15 protein-coding genes and 1 pseudogene are annotated in these 18,128 nt (G+C 39.2%); 7 read left to right on the top strand and 9 right to left on the bottom strand.

Annotated features, from left to right (window positions below):
- The 6 genes and pseudogenes from KO534_RS23860 to KO534_RS09580 all read right to left on the bottom strand — a co-directional run.
- Positions 1 to 110: pseudogene (locus tag KO534_RS23860) on the bottom strand (DUF3718 domain-containing protein); the annotation flags it as partial.
- A 255-nt stretch (positions 111 to 365) separates the two neighbouring features.
- Positions 366 to 935 (bottom strand): DUF3833 domain-containing protein, encoded by a 570-nt coding sequence (locus tag KO534_RS09600; RefSeq protein WP_215929437.1) that lies wholly within the window; start codon positions 933 to 935, stop codon positions 366 to 368.
- Positions 932 to 1,459, bottom strand: coding sequence for a chalcone isomerase family protein (locus KO534_RS09595; RefSeq protein ID WP_252732055.1), 528 nt, complete (start codon positions 1,457 to 1,459; stop codon positions 932 to 934). Before KO534_RS09595 ends, KO534_RS09600 begins: the two co-directional genes overlap by 4 nt.
- Positions 1,460 to 1,473: 14 nt before the next feature.
- Positions 1,474 to 2,727 (bottom strand): SAM-dependent methyltransferase, encoded by a 1,254-nt coding sequence (locus KO534_RS09590; RefSeq protein ID WP_215929436.1) that lies wholly within the window; start codon positions 2,725 to 2,727, stop codon positions 1,474 to 1,476.
- 2 nt (positions 2,728 to 2,729) lie between these two features.
- Positions 2,730 to 3,458 (bottom strand): DUF1365 domain-containing protein, encoded by a 729-nt coding sequence (locus tag KO534_RS09585; RefSeq protein ID WP_215929435.1) that lies wholly within the window; start codon positions 3,456 to 3,458, stop codon positions 2,730 to 2,732.
- Positions 3,458 to 4,723, bottom strand: a complete 1,266-nt coding sequence (locus tag KO534_RS09580; protein ID WP_215929434.1) for an NAD(P)/FAD-dependent oxidoreductase — start codon at positions 4,721 to 4,723, stop codon at positions 3,458 to 3,460. The genes KO534_RS09585 and KO534_RS09580 overlap by 1 nt, the downstream gene beginning before the upstream one ends.
- A gap of 193 nt (positions 4,724 to 4,916) precedes the next feature.
- On the opposite strand from KO534_RS09580, the gene KO534_RS09575 reads away from it, so the two are divergent.
- The 3 genes from KO534_RS09575 to KO534_RS09565 are packed head-to-tail and all read left to right on the top strand — an operon-like array spanning position 4,917 to position 6,834.
- Positions 4,917 to 5,495: an LON peptidase substrate-binding domain-containing protein gene (locus KO534_RS09575; RefSeq protein ID WP_215929433.1), complete on the top strand. Its 579-nt coding sequence runs from the start codon at positions 4,917 to 4,919 to the stop codon at positions 5,493 to 5,495.
- A gap of 60 nt (positions 5,496 to 5,555) precedes the next feature.
- Positions 5,556 to 6,170: a sigma-70 family RNA polymerase sigma factor gene (locus tag KO534_RS09570; protein WP_215929432.1), complete on the top strand. Its 615-nt coding sequence runs from the start codon at positions 5,556 to 5,558 to the stop codon at positions 6,168 to 6,170.
- Complete coding sequence (locus tag KO534_RS09565; RefSeq protein WP_215929431.1) at positions 6,163 to 6,834, top strand: ChrR family anti-sigma-E factor; 672 nt, start codon at positions 6,163 to 6,165, stop codon at positions 6,832 to 6,834. Before KO534_RS09570 ends, KO534_RS09565 begins: the two co-directional genes overlap by 8 nt.
- Before the next feature lie 287 nt (positions 6,835 to 7,121).
- On the opposite strand, the gene KO534_RS09560 is transcribed toward KO534_RS09565, so the two are convergent.
- Complete coding sequence (locus KO534_RS09560; protein WP_215929430.1) at positions 7,122 to 7,895, bottom strand: outer membrane protein assembly factor BamD; 774 nt, start codon at positions 7,893 to 7,895, stop codon at positions 7,122 to 7,124.
- 172 nt (positions 7,896 to 8,067) lie between these two features.
- Between KO534_RS09560 and rluD the strand changes: the two genes are divergently transcribed.
- From rluD to clpB, 3 genes are all read left to right on the top strand, one after another.
- Positions 8,068 to 9,051, top strand: a complete 984-nt coding sequence (rluD, locus tag KO534_RS09555) for a 23S rRNA pseudouridine(1911/1915/1917) synthase RluD (RefSeq protein WP_215929429.1) — start codon at positions 8,068 to 8,070, stop codon at positions 9,049 to 9,051.
- 2 nt (positions 9,052 to 9,053) lie between these two features.
- Positions 9,054 to 9,821 (top strand): peptidoglycan editing factor PgeF, encoded by a 768-nt coding sequence (gene pgeF / locus KO534_RS09550; protein ID WP_252732053.1) that lies wholly within the window; start codon positions 9,054 to 9,056, stop codon positions 9,819 to 9,821.
- 200 nt (positions 9,822 to 10,021) lie between these two features.
- A complete protein-coding gene (gene clpB / locus KO534_RS09545) occupies positions 10,022 to 12,592 on the top strand; it encodes an ATP-dependent chaperone ClpB (protein ID WP_215929428.1) in 2,571 nt (856 codons plus the stop codon).
- 80 nt (positions 12,593 to 12,672) lie between these two features.
- Here clpB and prsT read toward each other — a convergent pair whose 3' ends face one another.
- A complete protein-coding gene (prsT, locus tag KO534_RS09540; protein WP_215929427.1) occupies positions 12,673 to 15,462 on the bottom strand; it encodes an XrtA/PEP-CTERM system TPR-repeat protein PrsT in 2,790 nt (929 codons plus the stop codon).
- Positions 15,463 to 15,554: 92 nt separating this feature from the next.
- Positions 15,555 to 16,532, bottom strand: coding sequence for an exosortase-dependent surface protein XDP1 (gene xdp1 / locus KO534_RS09535; protein WP_215929426.1), 978 nt, complete (start codon positions 16,530 to 16,532; stop codon positions 15,555 to 15,557).
- A 387-nt stretch (positions 16,533 to 16,919) separates the two neighbouring features.
- On the opposite strand from xdp1, the gene pssA reads away from it, so the two are divergent.
- Complete coding sequence (pssA, locus tag KO534_RS09530) at positions 16,920 to 17,714, top strand: CDP-diacylglycerol--serine O-phosphatidyltransferase (protein ID WP_215929425.1); 795 nt, start codon at positions 16,920 to 16,922, stop codon at positions 17,712 to 17,714.
- Positions 17,715 to 18,128 lie beyond the last annotated feature (414 nt).

The following is an 18,128-nucleotide window of genomic DNA, read 5'->3' as shown; positions in this document are numbered from 1 at the left end:
ACGATAGTACAGATATTTTTTAAAGCTTCGCCTACATCAGCTTGTGCGTTACCCGCAGTGAATAAAGAGATAGTAGCGATAGCGATAGAAGTTTTAACTATTTTCAACATGGTTAAGTTCCTCGAGTTTAGTTTATTGTTATTTCGCAGATATTGCTGCGTGTCGATGGAGTCATTAAAAACCATTTGAATTGATTAAAAAATCTACGAGGTGATACTTAGGTATGCAGAGTTATAACTTAAGTGCGTGCTAATTCTTGGCGTTTTTGATCGTTACTTAATTGAGTCTCTTGTTGTCTTTGGCGCCCTACTATTAAATAAATGACTAGGGTGATAAAAGCACTAAACAATCCTTTGTTCGGAAATTTACAAATTATCTACATTTTCTGAACTACATTTTCTGATAGGTGCAGTTTTATCGAAAAAGATTGAAACCTCGGCAACAGTGATACCAAACTTTTTCATGTAAGAGCGGTTCATCATTCTTTTGTCGTCCAACAGATACATCCAGTCGTCAACAAACAAGTCATACTCAGTATCATCCACCGGCACTCGTAACGTGTATTGCCAATTGAATGCCGTACCTTTTGACTTGCCGCTAGCTTGCCCTATAACATCTGCAGCGCTTCCGGTAACACTAGCATCGGCCAAAATGTTCAAATCCCAAATACGAATTTGTTGTTCGCCGTCGTTGTAATAGAAGGTTTCGTGTAATTGTCCTTTATTGCCCTGCCACGTTCCTACAATATCCACACAAAAGCGCCTTGTTAATTTCGTCGAGTAATCTTGCACTATTCCCCAAGCCGTCACTTCGCCGTTAAAATAACTCGGTAAATCGAATTTAGGCGTGGTGTTTTCATAATCATCTAGCGAAGTGCTGCAAGACAAAAAGATAGGTGATATTATTATCAAGAGCCAAAATTTGTATGATTTCATTTGTTTAATCCTAGAAGTTTTTTGCGTACTTTCGGATAGCTGCAGTTTTGGTCCAACCAAATTCGCAAGAAGCTTGGTCCGAAATTTTCGTCTTTAATTTTACCAATGCTTTTGCCGTTAAAATAAAACTCACTATGTAGGTTCTCACTGACATCTAATAAAAGAGTGTCACCTTTTTTGATATCGGGAAATATCTCTGCCAACAAAGGGATCCATGCGTTAAAAAATGTGGGTTCAATGCCAAGCTTTTGCCATTCTTGTTGCGTTGTTGCCACTAGATCTTCTGCATCGATATCTCTCAAGTAATTGATTTTTAATGCCTGTGGAAATTGGTCGGCTTGGTAAATTCCCGTTTGGTTAAATAGGCTCGAATCGTAAACATCCCAAAACAACACTTTTAATTTGGCTTCACCCACTTTTTTTAATTCAGAAAGAGGATCCGCCATAGTTGCTCCAGAAATGAGTAAGGACAATACCCAGCTAAAGAGCCAGATTAGGTAGGTTTTAGAAGACGTAATACGCATAAGTTAGCGACAACCTAACGACTAATATTTTGTGAAAAAGCGGGTTTGCTGATGACTAATTGTACTGTACTAATAGTGCGTTCTAAGAAGCCCCCTTCACAATAGCTAAAATAATAACGCCACATATTCATAAATCGTTCGTCATAACCATCTTTCTCTAGTGGCTCTTTGTTTTCGAGTAGTCTGTGATGCCAATCTTTTAACGTGCGTGCGTAATCTAAACCGATGTCATGGAGATCACGGATCATCATGTCTGTATGTTTTCTCAAGTGCTGGTTAATTAATAATTGTGAAGGTAAAAAACCTCCAGGAAAAATATGCTTTTGAATGAAGTCTACACTTTTGCTGTAGCTGTCGAATCGATGATCACTAATAGTAATCGCTTGTAGCATCATTAAACCTTGTTCTTTTAGAAGACTCGAACACTTTTTAAAGAAGGTTGGCAAAAACTCTTTACCTACTGCCTCAATCATTTCAATTGATACTAACTTGTCATATTTGCCCTCGAGTAGCCGATAATCTTTTTTCAGTAGAGTAATTTTGTGTTGCAGTCCTTCTTTATCTATTAATTCTTGAGTGTACTGATGTTGCTCTTCTGAAATTGTTGTGGTGGTGACTTTACAGCCATAATTTTTTGCAGCAAATACAGCCAAGCCACCCCAACCAGTGCCTATTTCAAGTAAATGGTCACTCGGAGTTAACTGCAATTTGTCACAAATAGCTGTCAACTTAGTGGTTTGAGCTTGTGCTAAAGTCGCTTCTGGTGACGGGTATATAGCCGCAGAGTACATCATGCTGTCATCAAGAAATCGTGTGTATAGTTTGTTACCTAGGTCATAGTGTGCCGCAATATTTTTCTTAGAACCTGATGCTGAGTTTTTATTCGCTATATGTCCAATTTTACGAATTGGGAATGCTAACCACTGCATCTTAGCTTCCCAACTATCGAGTAAAGGTAAATTTCGGGCGAATATACGAATAACGTTGGTTAAATTCGGAGTCGTCCATAAGCCTTCTGAAAACGTCTCTCCAGACGCTATACTGCCTCCGAACAACAAACTTTGATAAACACTAAGACACTGAAAGTCGATTTCAGCGTGCAAGTCAGAGTCTTTTTCGCCAAAGGTATCTACCAGCACACCGCGTTCCTTAATCACTATCTGACCTTGTGGTAGGCTGGAAAATACTTTCAACATAATTGAACGGCACAACCTGTGTTGCCAAGATGCGCTAGAAGTTCCTCTTAGTGCTTGTTCTGCGTTTGCCATAGTTATTTTTTACCTTGTTCTGGGTGTGGATAAAACGGCACACCTTTAATAAAAAGTTTAAGCGCTTGCCAATAAATTCCGAACACGGTTTTTATCGTCATGCTTGGAATACTCAGTAATACGTTGAAAAGGCTTCTAGAGTTCAGTTCTATCCGTGACAAATTTAAGCTAGCGACAAAATGCTTCACTTCTTTATGACATGATAAGGTTAATTGAAGCGATTTTTGTGGTTGTGAAACCTTCCACTTATATTGCATATCCATTGGGTTGAAGGGAGAAACATGGAATACTTTATCGCAATCTTCTTGCTTAGATAAATCCACTAGATAACAATGTCTGTCGTTCCAAGGCGTATTACTTACTTCAGCTAACATATGACTAAATACGCCATCTTGTTGTTGCAAGTAATAAAAATTGACGGGACTAAAATACAGCCCAAAGGTTCGGGTTTGACCTAATAGATATACCTCTCCATTGAGTTTTTGTTGCGACAATTCAGACATTTTTTCTAATACCGCTTGTTTCAGTGGTATGTTGGGGTCACCTAAATAATCGCTGCGTCTAAATCTAAGCGGTGCCCAAGACTTGATTGCAAAACCTTTTACCTCGGATTCAATTTGGTCTATTTCATCGAGGTTTAACCACATTAAAAATATCTGGTAATTGAAAGAATGTTTCTTGGGGACAAATCGACAGTGGTAAACACTGCCTTTAAATAAAGCACTTTTCACTAGAGTTGCTCGCCAAACAAAGCACAAACATCTAAAGCACTGCGTACTCCATCTTCGTGAAAACCGTTATACCAATAGGCGCCGCAGAAATGTATGCCTTGTGCTCCCGAAATTTCATTTCTTCTAGATTGAGCTTCAACCGTTTGATTAGTATATTGAGGATGAGCATACTCGTAAGTCCCTAACACTTTATTTGGAGCGATATCTTCAGAATTATTTAATGTGACACAAAAAGTAGTTTCTGCCTGGATATTTTGCAGAATATTCATATTGTAGGTTAGAACTGCAGGGGCTTGAGACTCACCTTCATAACCTTTAATTAAGTAGTTCCAACTCGCCCATGCGAGCTTTCGAGTGGGCAATACTCGGTCGTCGGTGTGAAGAATCACTTCGTTTTTTGCATAGCGGATATTTCCTAGAATTTCTTTTTGTCTCGCACTTGGTGACGCAAGAATAGCGAGGGCTTGGTCGCTATGACAAGCGAAAATAACGTCATCAAACTCTGCTTCAGAGTCGTCTTGCAATACGACTAATTTTTTATTCCCGTTGTCGATTACCGACTTGACAGGGCAACTAAGCTTAATTCTATCTTCGTAACCGGCTATTAAAGGTTGGATATATTCTCTAGAGCCTCCGACTATAGAACGCCACTGAGGTCTGTCTGTAATATTGAGTAAACCATGATTGTTGAAAAAGCGCAGGAAAAAAGTGAAAGGAAAGGCCTTGATATTTTCTAAGCTGGTTGACCATATGGCGGCGCACATAGGTAAAATATAGTTGTATGCAAAATCGTCACTGAAATTATGTAGCGTTAGAAATTCTTGTAGTGTTTGTTGACCCAACTCCACGTTATTTGATGCTTGTTGTTTACATATTTTATTGAATTTTAGGATGTCTCTTATAATCCGCCAAAATTTAGGTCTGAGTAGGTTTCTTCTCTGGGCAAATAAACTGTTAAGTGTATTGCCGTTGTATTCAAGGTTTTCGGATAGGTTTTTGACACTAAAGCTCATTTCGGTAGCTTGAGATTTAACCCCAATCTTATCCATTAATTGAATGAAATTCGGGTAGGTCCAATCGTTAAAAACGATAAAGCCTGTATCTATTGCGTAAACTTTTCCATTGACTTCCACATCCTTAGTTGCGGTATGTCCACCAATGTAGTTATTGGCTTCAAAAATTGTCAAGTCGTGTTTTTTATGGAGTAGATGGCCACAGGTTAAACCTGAAATCCCTGTCCCTATGATTGCGATTTTTTTACTCATGGTTGCCTTGTCTTTTTATCTGCATATAGTTACGTCAATAGGTAGTGTCTTGATGACTGAGTCATTGTTTGGGATTGATACCTATTTGAGTCGTTAACAGATCACTTAGAAAGCTACATCTCACTATTATTTTAGATCTAAATTGGAGAAATGGGCGTAAAGACCGTTATGTTTACTCGGATACAGTTTTTATATGAACTCATATTTCACACTTCCTTTATTTCCCTTGTCGGCCCATGTGTTGCCTGGGGGAAGGATCTCCCTAAGAATATTCGAACCTAGATATGTGCGTTTGATTAAGGAGGCGTGTAAAGATGACAGGGGATTTGGGATCTGTATGCTGAATTCCCAAGGAGACAAAACTAAAAATGAACACATTTACCCAATTGGGACTTACGTTCAGATCATAGATTTTAATGTTTTGAGCGACGGAATGTTAGGCATAACGGTTGAAGGTAAGCAGTGTTTTTCCATTTCTAGTGTTACAACTGATAATGACGGATTGCGCATCGGTGAGTGTCAGTGGTTAGATATTTGGCAAGATCAGCCCAAGGGGCATGATATTTCACTGGTAGGGGACAAGTTAAAAGAAATTTTTGATAAGTACCCAGAGCAGAGTCTTTTATATGAAACCCTTCAATTTAATGACCTAAATTGGGTGATATATCGCTGGCTAGAGCTATTGCCGGTCAATGCTGAACAAAAACAACAATTCTTACAACAAAAAGACAGTGTTAAGGCGCTAGATTTTCTGACACAATTGGTAGAGTGATCCTTTAATCAATACAACAAGTATCTATTAGTAATATCAATGAATTGATGGTGAAAGTAGATGCTAGTTGGAATAACGCTGGAATCAAAACAAATTAGTGCCGTAAAGCCAATCGAATGTGCCGATGAAATGTCAGATTATCTATGCCTTGTTGCAACACAACGTTGCAGGCACTCATTTGCCAAAGTGTTTAGTTATTTCGCACCCCGACTACGATCCTATGCACTGAAACAAATGGGAAATGAGGCCCTTGCTATGGAGATGGTGCAAGACACTATGTCCAATGTTTGGCAAAAGTCTCACCTTTTTAATGCTGAAAAAGGTTCCCCTTCTACATGGATTTTTACCATAGCGAGAAACATTCGGTTTGATATGCTCAGAAAGCAGCGCAACCGCAAAGAGGACCTGTGTTCCGATGACTTATGGCCAATTTTATGTGAACAGACCGCTGACGTAAATGAGGTGTCATTGGATCATCAAGTTTCTATGGATGAGATTGAAACAATGTTTCAGTCGTTACCTGAAAAACAAAAGTTGGTAATAGAGGCAATATATATAGATGGTAAGTCTCAGCAGGAAGTGGCTGATGAACTCAGTATTCCCCTAGGTACAGTTAAGTCTAGAGCCAGATTGGGATTACAGCGATTAAAAGAGATGGTAAAAGACGATGATTAGTTTTCACCCTAATTTTGCTGATTTGCAGAGGTTTTCGGCAGGAAATTGCGAGACTGCAATGGCATTAATGATTTCTGCACATGTAGATATGTGCCCACAATGCCAGCAGGATTGTATAGAAATTCAAGCTGAATTGGCCAAGGAATTGTTTTCGCCGCAAACAGTGATTGAGCCTCTGGATAGTCAATATCTCGATATGGTCAGCAAAATTACCGAACTACCGATTGTAGATAACCTAGAATCAATAGCAAATAACGCCACCATTGAGCTCGATGGCAAGTTTTTTGAATTACCTAGAGCGTTGCGCAAGTATGCTAAAAATACTGGTAACTGGTCTCGTTTGGTTGGCAAGTTATGGCAGGCTCCGGTTGATTTAGGTGATATTGGTAAAGCTAATTTTATTTATATGGAAAAGGGTGGACGGGTTCCCGAACATACTCATAAAGGGACTGAAATGACTTTGGTTATTGACGGTCAATACGGAGATGGTATTGCAGAGTATGACTGCGGTGACTTTACCTTGATGAATAATCGCCACAAACATCTGCCGCACTCAGAGGCAGATGATGGCTGCTTAGTTTTTACTATAGTAGACCAGCCATTGCACTTTACTGCGGGAATTGCTCGATTGTTGAACCCGTTTAGCCATTTATTTTTTAAGTAATCATTGGTCAATAAAAAAACGCGCTATAAGCGCGTTTTTTTATTTAAATCATTAACTTAACCTGAGCTCGGGATAAGAAATGTCCACAACAAAAAAATTTTAATTAAATTTCAATGAGATACGAAATTCATCGATACTTATTAACGGTCAATTTGGGGTAAGTGATGCTATTTTTGTTCTTATCGAGGCGTTCATCATGTTGTTTAGTCATTCTAAACTCATGTTGAACAACGAAAAGAAGGGCAAAAATAGCGTCGCTTACAGGCGTTGATTATCCCGAGTTCAGGTTAACTTATAAAACTGCTATCTGGATAGTTGAGTTTAAGTGTTTTCATCGCGTTATTTTTTAAATCATCTAACTTAAGTTGGTCATAACACTCGACCATGATTTCAAGGGCTTCTTGTACATGACTCGTGTCTGGATAATGTTCAATCACAAATCTGCCTCGATTAGCCGCAGCGACATAGGCGTCTCGGCGCATGTAATAGCGTGCAATGCTAATCTCATATTTTGCTAATCGACTTTTGATATGCAACATGCGTTTTTGTGCATCTGCTGCGTATTTACTGTTTGGGAACTTTTCAATCAAACGCCTAAAATCGTTAAATGCTTGACGGGAGTTACTAGGATCGCGATCTGATCTGTCGATTCCTACTAGTTCTTGAAATAAATTACTGTCCACTTCCATATTCGTAAGACCACGCATGTACAACGCATAATCAACATCAGAATGATTAGGGTTGAGACGAGTGAAGCGGTCGATAGTTGCTAACGCCTCACTTGTTTTACCCGTTTTATAATAACCGTAAATAAGGTCTAATTGGACTTGGTTTGACAAAGGTCCAAAGGGGAAACGTGAATCCAGGGCACTCAGTGCTTCTGTTGCAACATTAAAGTTACCAAGACGCATTTTTTCTTTAGCATCATCGTAAAGACTCTGCGCACTTTTATTGCGTAGTACTAGGTCGACGTCTTCGTCTTTAGGGGCCGATGAACATCCAGCCATTACAACTAACGCACTGCTAAATATTATATTTCTAAGGTTGATTTTACTGATCATATTGCTCTTATTTACTCTCATTTCTATTTCGATCGTTCATGCATGATTCATTAGGGGTAAAAATCCGTTAGAATAGTGTTTTACCAAATCGATAACTGCAGCGCATTCTACCCTAGCAAATTGGGCTATGCACATATAAATCGTTACGAAACACTTTCAGGATGTTTAATGCATGTCTACCGCACATGAAAAAATTCAATTACAGGCAATTGTGCCTGAAAACTTACTTGGCAAACGATTAGATCAAGCTTTGGCCGAAATGTTCCCCGATTTTTCAAGATCTCGCTTAAAAGAATGGATTTTGGCTGATTTTGTTAAAGTCGACGGGGAAATATTGAATAAACCTAGAGAAAAATTACTAGGTGAAGAGCTTGTTGAGATTGATGCTCAAATTGAAATGCAAGTTCAACATAAAGGTCAAGATATCGAACTAAATATTGTTTACGAAGACGAACATATTTTAGTCATCAATAAACCTATGAATTTAGTTGTGCATCCCGGTGCGGGCAACAGCGATGGAACAGTATTAAACGCTTTGCTTAATCACGCGCCAGAAATTGCCAACGTTCCTCGAGCTGGGATTGTGCATAGACTCGATAAAGACACCACGGGATTAATGGTGGTAGCTAAAACGATTCCTGCCCAGACTCACTTAGTAGAGCAACTTCAAGCCAGGGAAATTGGCCGCGAATATGAAGCGGTTGTTGTTGGCACTATGGTAGCAGGCGGTACAGTAGATGAACCTATTGGAAGACACCCAACCAAACGCACTAATATGGCTGTACGTGAGTCAGGTAAACCCGCCGTCACTCATTATAGAGTGAAAGAAAAATTTCGGGCGCATACCTATATTAGATTAAAACTCGAATCAGGACGTACCCACCAGATACGCGTGCATATGTCGCATTTGCGTTATCCTTTGGTTGGCGACCAAGCTTATGGGGGGCGGCCCAAACCGCCGAAAGCCTGCAACGAAAAAATGGTGAACATGTTAAGAATGTTTCGTCGCCAAGCACTGCATGCCATTCAACTAGAACTGACTCACCCAGTCACACAACAATGGCTAAGCTGGCAGGCGCCTCTTCCACAAGATTTTACAGATCTGCTTGAAGTACTAAGAGAAGATAAGTCCGAGCACGGTAGTGGGGAAGTATAAGTTTGCAATTGCCTAGGTTTATTCAGCCCAACTGGCCCGCTCCTAGTAATGTTGCAGCTTATACTAGCTGCAGAACTGGGGGCAATAGCGCTCCTCCCTACAATAGTTTTAATCTAGGGCAACATGTAGGTGACGATCCGCAATTGGTAACTAAAAACCGCCAATTGCTGCCAAATGGTGAAAATTTTGTTTGGTTGAATCAAACACATAGCAATACATGTGTAGATTTGACTGATTATCAATGTGTTGCCGGTGATACACCTCTAGCTGATGCTTGTTGTACAAATACGAAACAGCAAGTGTGCGCTGTGATGACTGCAGATTGTTTGCCAATATTGTTATGTGATCAGCGGGGTACTAGTGTTGCAGCGATTCACGCAGGGTGGCGCGGGTTAGCAGACGGCGTAATAGAAAATACTGTGTCGAAAATGGCGGCCAATTCAGCGACACTAATGGCTTGGATGGGGCCTGCTATTAGCCAAAAACACTTCGAAGTAGGGCCAGAGATAAAAGACATTTTTAATGACTACCCACAAGCATTTCGTGAAAACCATCAAAGCGCTGACATTAAATATTTTTGTGACATTTATGAGATTGCCAAACACAAAATGATGGCCATAGGGATATCCCAAATATACGGCGGCGAATATTGTACCTATACACAATCAGACCTATTTTTCTCTCACCGCAGGGTGACTCATCAAGCCTTAAATGGGGATATTCCTGAAGCAAAAACAGGTAGGATTGTTAGCGCTATTTACCTTAAGTAGCAAGTATCACTCAAACTTGATCTCCGTCAGTAAATTCTTTTAGTTTTCATATATTAATAATCCAAGTAAGTCTCTACAAATGTCGCCATGATTGGGTCAAATTTGCCCGAGGTTTAAGTACAGACTTTATTCAAACAACTTGATTAGTATGGAAATTGTACCCATAACTAAGCTATGCAAAATTCTAGTGGAGAAATTTTATGCGCTTAGAAAGTTTTACAAGTAAATTTCAAACAGCCTTGTCTGAGGCTCAATCTTTGGCCCTGGGTCGTGACCATCACTATATAGAACCTGTACATTTGATGACCGCCTTATTAAATCAACAAGGTGGCTCGGTTCGACCTTTATTAGATCAAGCAAATATCAATGTTAATAATCTGCGCTCCGCCTTATCAAACGCTGTGGATAAGTTACCTCGCGTTGAAGGTACTGGTGGAGACGTACAACTAGGGAAAAGTAGTGTTGTATTGCTTAATTTAAGCGACAAAATTGCGCAAAAGCGTAAGGATGAATACATCACCTCAGAAGTGTTTGTGCTAGCGGCATTGCAAGATAAAGGCAGTTTAGGAGACCTGCTTAAACATTCTGGTGCTACGCAAGAAAATATCGAACAAGCGATTGAAAAAATGCGTGGTGGTCAAAAGGTCACGGACCCAAACGCCGAAGACGTACGTCAAGCATTGGATAAGTTTACAACAGACCTTACCGAGCGTGCTGAACAGGGAAAACTAGATCCCGTAATCGGGAGAGATGATGAAATCCGTCGTACCATCCAAGTCTTGCAGCGTAGAACAAAAAACAATCCTGTATTAATCGGCGAGCCAGGAGTGGGCAAAACGGCCATAGCCGAAGGACTAGCTCAAAGAATCATAAACGGTGAAGTACCTGAGGGATTAAAAAACAAACGGGTATTGTCGCTGGATATGGGAGCTTTGATTGCTGGGGCCAAATTTCGAGGGGAGTTTGAAGAGCGCTTAAAAGCGGTGTTAAACGAACTGAGCAAAGAAGAAGGTCGAGTGATCTTATTTATTGATGAACTGCATACTATGGTTGGAGCCGGTAAAGGTGATGGAGCTATGGATGCCGGAAATATGCTAAAACCTGCCTTAGCAAGAGGTGAATTACACTGCGTAGGTGCCACGACGCTAAATGAATATCGTCAGTTTATTGAAAAAGACGCAGCATTAGAGCGCCGTTTTCAAAAAGTGTTGGTAGAAGAGCCTAGTGTGGAAGACACTATTGCAATACTTCGTGGTTTAAAAGAGCGCTATGAACTTCATCACTCAGTGGAGATAACTGATCCAGCTATCGTCGCTGCGGCAACGCTATCTCACAGATATATTAGTGATCGGCAATTGCCCGACAAAGCTATTGATCTTATCGATGAATCAGCGTCTAGTATTCGCCTGCAAATGGATTCCAAACCAGAAGACATGGACAAACTTGAGCGTCGTATCATCCAGTTAAAGCTAGAAGAACAAGCGTTAGCCAAAGAAAAGGACGACGCTAGTCATAAACGATTAGAAGTAATAGAGCTAGAACGCGAGCAAGCAGAACACAAGTTTTCTGAGTTTGAGAAAGTATGGGTATCTGAAAAACAAGCCATGCAAGGTACACAAACTATCCGCTCTGAGCTTGAACAAGCGAAGTTAGATTTAGAAATAGCAAGACGCGCCTCTGATTTAAGCCGTATGTCGGAATTACAATACGGACGTATCCCAGAGCTTGAAGCAAAATTAGAATTGGCCACTGAGTCAGAAAATGTCGAAACTACCCTGTTAAAAAACAAGGTAACCGAAAACGAAATTGCTGACGTGTTGTCGAGATGGACCGGGATCCCCGTGTCTAAAATGCTGGAAGGGGAGAAAGCCAAATTACTTTCTATGGAAACAGCGTTGCATAAGCGCGTAGTGGGCCAGGGTGAAGCTGTTACCGCAGTTGCGAATGCTATCCGCCGTTCTAGAGCAGGGTTATCTGATCCTAATCGCCCCATTGGCTCTTTTTTGTTTTTAGGACCAACAGGCGTAGGTAAAACAGAACTTTGCAAAACCTTGGCTAGTTTTCTATTCGATACTGAAGACGCCTTGATTAGAATTGATATGTCTGAATTTATGGAAAAACATTCAGTAGCAAGAATGGTTGGTGCCCCTCCTGGGTATGTGGGTTATGAAGAGGGAGGATATTTGACAGAGGCGGTAAGACGTAAACCTTATTCTGTCATATTACTTGATGAAGTAGAGAAAGCGCATCCTGATGTTTTCAATATCTTGTTGCAAGTATTAGATGATGGCAGGTTAACAGATGGTCAAGGACGGACTGTTGATTTCAAGAATACCGTGATCATTATGACCTCGAATTTAGGCTCGGATATTATTCAAGAAGTCAGTGGGGAAAGTAACTATCAGCAAATGAAAGATCTTGTGATGGGAGTGGTGGGCGAACACTTTAGACCTGAGTTCTTAAATAGAGTGGACGATCTGGTTGTATTCCACCCTCTTGGTAAAGAGCAAATAACTTCAATAGCTAAGATTCAACTGAGATCACTCAGAGAACGATTAGCCGATAAAGGTTATAAATTGGAAATGAGCCTTGCTGCCCTAGACAAAATCGCAGATGCTGGATTCGATCCAGTGTATGGAGCTAGGCCGTTAAAACGTGCGATTCAAGTAGAAATTGAAAATCCGTTGGCACAAAAGCTATTATCTGGAGATTTGAGTTCAGATGCGGTGATTAAAATTGACGTAGACGAGGAAGTTTTTACAATTCACTAAAGGTCAAATCAAGTTCATGTCAAGGCAACTATCAAAGCCTTGCCATGAACTTATTGATTTTTTATTGTGAATATTTCGGGTTATTGAAGACTATCTAATAATTCTTGTGTTTTTGTTCGGTTATAAAAAGGTCTATCAACATCTACCGCTATGCTCAGCTCTCTTTTCGCTTCTTCTATCCTACCCAGTTTTATTAAGCTAAAACCAATATGATATCTAATTTCTGGGTTGTAAGAGTCTCTAGCGAAAGCCTTTCTAAGTAGACCTAAGCCTTCTTCGTAGTCGCCCTGTAGGCTCAATACCCAACCATAGGTATCTAAAATTCTGGCGTTGGTTTCGTTTAATGCAAATGCTTGTTGGATGTATTCTTTACTTTGCTGCAAATTATCATCTAAATTCATGATTGCTAGCTTATTGTATATTTCAGCTTTATTAATTTGCACTTTAGCGCTTAATAATTCTTTATATAATGTCGAAGCCTTTACAAAATCCTGCTGAATGAAATAAAACTGAGCTAATAAGTTTTTGGCAAAAACGTTATTGGGATTTGCTTCAATTAGTTTATTGGCGTTATTTACGAATATTTCGAATTGTCTATTACGCAAACTCATCTCGTAGAGTAAAACTAAAGGTTGATGAAAATTTGGGTCTAAGGTCAATGCTTTCTGCAAATACTTTACAGTATTAGTTTCGCTTTTTGCTTTATTAGCATACAAGGCTTTGACTAACCAAAAATTAGCGTTTTGGGCTTCGGAAGGCTCTAATCTAGTGATTACTTTTGAAGCTTTTTCCAATTGTTCGGTTTCAATGAATAATTTCGCTTTATCTAAGCTAATGAAACTATTTTTTGGAGATAACGTTTCCGCCTTGCTTAGGGATACAATTGCCCCCTCGATGTTTTTTATAGAGCGTTGAAGATTACTTAATAAGATCAACGATTCTATCGATAGATCATCAAACACACTCACCTTAAGCAGTAACTCTGTTAGTTCAGCAGTTTTTTCTTGTTTTAACAAAACTTGAGCTTTCTGCAATTGAAATTCTGCGTTGGTGAAGTTATCAATTAACAATCGGTCTATGTGGTACAAGGCTTTGTCATAATCGCCCATTCTATAATAAATTTGTGATAACTGACTTTTGGCGTAAGTGTCACTGGAGTTCAACAATATTATTTCATTGTATATGTCTATAGCGCTTTCTAATCCGCCGTTCATAGAAAGATTGTGAGCTTTTAAAGTTAATACTTGAAGGTGTTTGGGAGACAGAACTAATAACTCTTCTATAAGTTGATTAGAACGCTCGTAATCTCTTTTACGGCTATAAATAGAAGCTAAGTTAAACTTAGCTGGAAATAGTGTCGGATCGTTTTTTAGTGCTTTCTCGATGAGTTCTTGGGCTTCATTTAGTCGATTTAAACGAACTAGTATCCCAGCTTTTAAGTTAAGAAAGTTAGCATCGTCGGGAAATAACGCAATGAGAGCATTGGCACTTTTCAGGGCTTTGTCTTTTTTGTTACCTTGAAGCTGCAGCATACTGTACGTAAATAAAAATGTAGGGTTATCTAAATTTTTATCTAAGTTTGCATCTAGTATTGACAAGGCTTCTTGCTGTTTTCCTCGCACCATCATTAACTTTATTTTAAACAGCTGTAGTTTAGGCTCATCACCGTATACCTGTTCAAGTTCATCGACTAAACTTTGCGCTTTAAATGACCTATTTGAATTAATAAATAACTCACCCAATAATAACGCTGAATCCAAATTTTCGATTAATTTGCCTTGGTGTTCTTCCAACAACAACAATGCTTTCTTAGTTTGTTGCGTTGCCATATAGGTGCGACTCAACAATATAACCGCTTGCATATCGTTTGGGTTTTTTGATAGATAATTCGAAAAGTCTCTTGTTGCTTGTTCTAGCTTTCCATCAAAAAAAGCAGTTAAACCACTTATGTATAATAGTTCTGGTTGCGCAGCGATGACATCAGGCCCAAGAGCGGCTAGGATCTCGTTTAATCTTTCTAAATTTTTACCATCAATGGGTTTCGACTTTTCTTTGCTTTCTAACCAACTGCTCAGCAATATAGCGAGTGGGTCATCAGGTGTTTTTTCGATTACATCGTTTATGAATAAGCGAGCACTGTCTAAATCGTTACTCTCTAAATATAAATCTGCTAAATTACGTAGGGTAACAGGATCGTCACTTTTAAATGTTAGCGCTTGTTGCATATAATCAATTGCAACATCTAGATTGCCTTTAGCTTTTGCTAACAAGCCTTTTTGTCGCCAAGTGGTAGCATCTTCACTTGTTATATCCATAGCTTTATCAATAAAGGCTTCTGCTATGGCATAGTTTTTTTGAAATAAAGCGATAGAGGCTAGTCCGTTGATAGATTGTAAGTGATTTTCGTCATTAATTAAGTTGTCTTTGTAGGCTTTTTCCGCACAATCTAGTTTGTTTAAACGTATACAAGCACTGGCGCGGATCATCAGCCATTTAGCTTTTTGTTCGTTGACTAGTTTTTCCTCGAAGTCTAAATCAAGTATGTCCAAGTATTTGTTTTGAAATAACAAGGCATTGCCTAGTGGTTCAGCGATGAGGTTTAAATCAGCCCCTTGTTGCAAGGCTTCAAAAAACTCCGTTTCTGCTGCCGATAAATACCCTTCAATCAGTAACAATTGACCCATTAGTATTTTAGCGGCGAGATTGTTTGGATCTTGCTGAAGGCTATTTTTTAAATGGATAAAGGCTTCATCGTATTTTTTAATTTGATAAGCACTTAGGGCTTTTTCATAGTTACTTAGCGAATTGGCAAACACTAGGTTATGACTAAGTGCAATTAGTAGTAAAAGAAAAGGTAGTTTAATAGTCATGAAAATTTTATCTGATTAACAAAAATTACAGCAATTAGTGTGAACAAAAAAGGTGGCATAAGCCACCTTTTTTAATTTAAGAAATATGTAAACTATTTTGTTTTACGTTTGCGCCAAGCCATAAATCCGCCGGTAAGCATAAGCAATGCAAACGAACTAGGCGCATTGGCTTCTACAGGAGGCTTTTCAACAGAATCTGGCTCTTTGGTAAAACCTATACTCGCCAATTTAAAGCCATCATTGTTTCGGCTAAAACCATCCACATATCCGAAGGCCGTATTATATGCTCCAACTAACCAATATTGAGCCGCATCGGTAGTGGTGAAATCTGATACATACACATCGTCACAATGTTCGATTTGAAAAGAGCCTGAGGTGACAACGGAATCACTACTTGCTATGTCAGACCAAGTTGAACTACCACCAGTTAACCCAGAGATATCGTTTAATCCCACTACTGATACTTGTTGAGTGCTCGAAGAATTAGTCAACCAGCTAAAAGTTGCTCCTACTAAAGAGACTGCGTCTGAAAACGAGAATAAGACCATATCATAATCTGTAGCACCGGAATCATTGCTGAAGTTATCGATTGAGTGGGAGTCACCGCTATTTTGGTAGACCCCATCGGCATTTTCCGTACCAAAACCAGTTTCGCCGTTAGAACTCCAAGGCCCTGCTAGTTCGGCCTCATGTATTGTATCATCCTCGATACCATAGTTATTAGGATCATCATAATACAACCCGTACCAGTTTCCGTCTGTATAATAACCATCATAGTTACCTGTATCCGACCAAGCAGAAACCTCTATCCCCACACCATCAACTATAACGCTGCTACCGTTGATGTCGAAACCAGCATCAACGTTATTCCCACTTCCGTTTTCAATGTACATGTCATAGTTGAGCGCACCTTCCCATGAGTCACAGGTTCCTGAGTCGGGAGTACTATGAGAACAGCCTGATTTATATTTGCCATTGTAACCACTATGGCCACTGCCAGCAAAACTGTTCGATGTTGAAGCAATAAATGCTAGTAACACCGATATAATGAATTTGTTTTTTGATAACATTGTATGTTTCCTTTTTAACTTTCTAATCTTCACGTAAGGTGCGTGAAATTCTCTAGAATAGAATATTACTTCCAAAGTCAAAGCAGAATTTATGCCAAATCTACAACCTGTTGATTTATAGTGGTATAATTCATGATTCGGACTTCTTTTCAATAAAAATGTAAAGTTTTTCGACACTAAATCTTATTTATTGTCTTACTACTGCGTCATTATATACCCCTTAGTGGCTGTTATTAGTATGGTATCCGCACGTTAGGTATGTTTTCCTATATACATAGGCTTTATATGCATGGAAGCCTTTGATAAAACGTCATGCTATTTTCAGCTAAAAGCGTTCTGAATTTGTCTGTCTGTGATATTCTAATCACAAATAAAAGAGGTACTTAAATGACAGATCAAAAACGAAGAGGTATTTACCTTCTACCCAACCTATTAACTACAGCTGGACTATTTTCAGGCTTTTTCGCTATCGTTTCGTCAATGAATGGTCGTTTTGAGGCGGCTGCTGTTGCGATATTTGTGGCTATGATTTTTGACGGCCTGGACGGTCGTGTGGCAAGAATGACCAATACTCAGAGTGAATTTGGTGCCGAGTATGATTCTATGGCCGACATGGTGTCTTTTGGAGTGGCACCAGCTTTAGTCGCTTATAATTGGGGGTTAACTGGTTTAGGAAAAATTGGTTGGCTAGCTGCATTTATTTATGTTGCAGGTGCAGCGTTGCGTTTAGCACGTTTTAATACTCAAATTGGTATAGCTGATAGCCGTTATTTTCAAGGATTAGCGAGCCCAGCAGCTGCGGCTTTGGTCGCGGGTTTGATTTGGGTGGGAGTGGAATACGATATTAATGGTCAAGATTACGGTGTAATAGTCGCAATTGTTACGGGAGTCGCCGGCCTATTAATGGTAAGCAACTTTAAATATAACTCGTTTAAAGAATTAAATTTACATGGCAAAGTGCCCTTTGTTGCATTGCTTCTAATAATGTTGATTTTTGTTGTGGTAGCGACTGAGCCCGCTCTAGTTTTATTTTTGGTGTTTGCGTTATATGCACTTGCTGGCCCAATCAATACATTTAGAACCGTTGACAAAGTAAGGTTAGAAGATGTAGTAGGTGATGCTGCTGATCCCCATGATGTTGAAGAACAATGTCATCGAGAAAATAAAACTCAAGACAAATAGCTATTTTTAGCTTTTTTGGGGATTTATTCGAAGTTTTACCCACTTTCACTATGGCCTTAACTTTAAGTTATTGAAAAATATAATAAATAGTGAAATTCAAAAGGCGTTCAATTTTATTGAATGCCTTTTTTTATCGCTAGAAATCTGAATTGTGCTTATATTTTAGGCGTCTTCATCTGCTAAAATTACTGAAGTGAGTGTTTATAAAGGTTAATTATCAAATTATTTTCATTTTTTTTGATTTTAATGTTGACACTAAGTCTAAATCCCGTATTATACGCCTCCCGCTTAAGAGGGTCTACGGACAACATCTTAAGCCGCTAACGAAGTTAGCATGCTCTTTAACAATTAGAACAAGACAATCTGTGTGGACACTCACGAAGTGAGAGTTCACCAAAAAAATTCATATTTATA

The sequence above is a fragment of the Paraglaciecola arctica genome, assembly GCF_018861065.1.
GTDB classification, from domain to species: domain Bacteria; phylum Pseudomonadota; class Gammaproteobacteria; order Enterobacterales; family Alteromonadaceae; genus Paraglaciecola; species Paraglaciecola arctica_B.
This window is presented reverse-complemented; position numbering and strand designations above follow the sequence as displayed.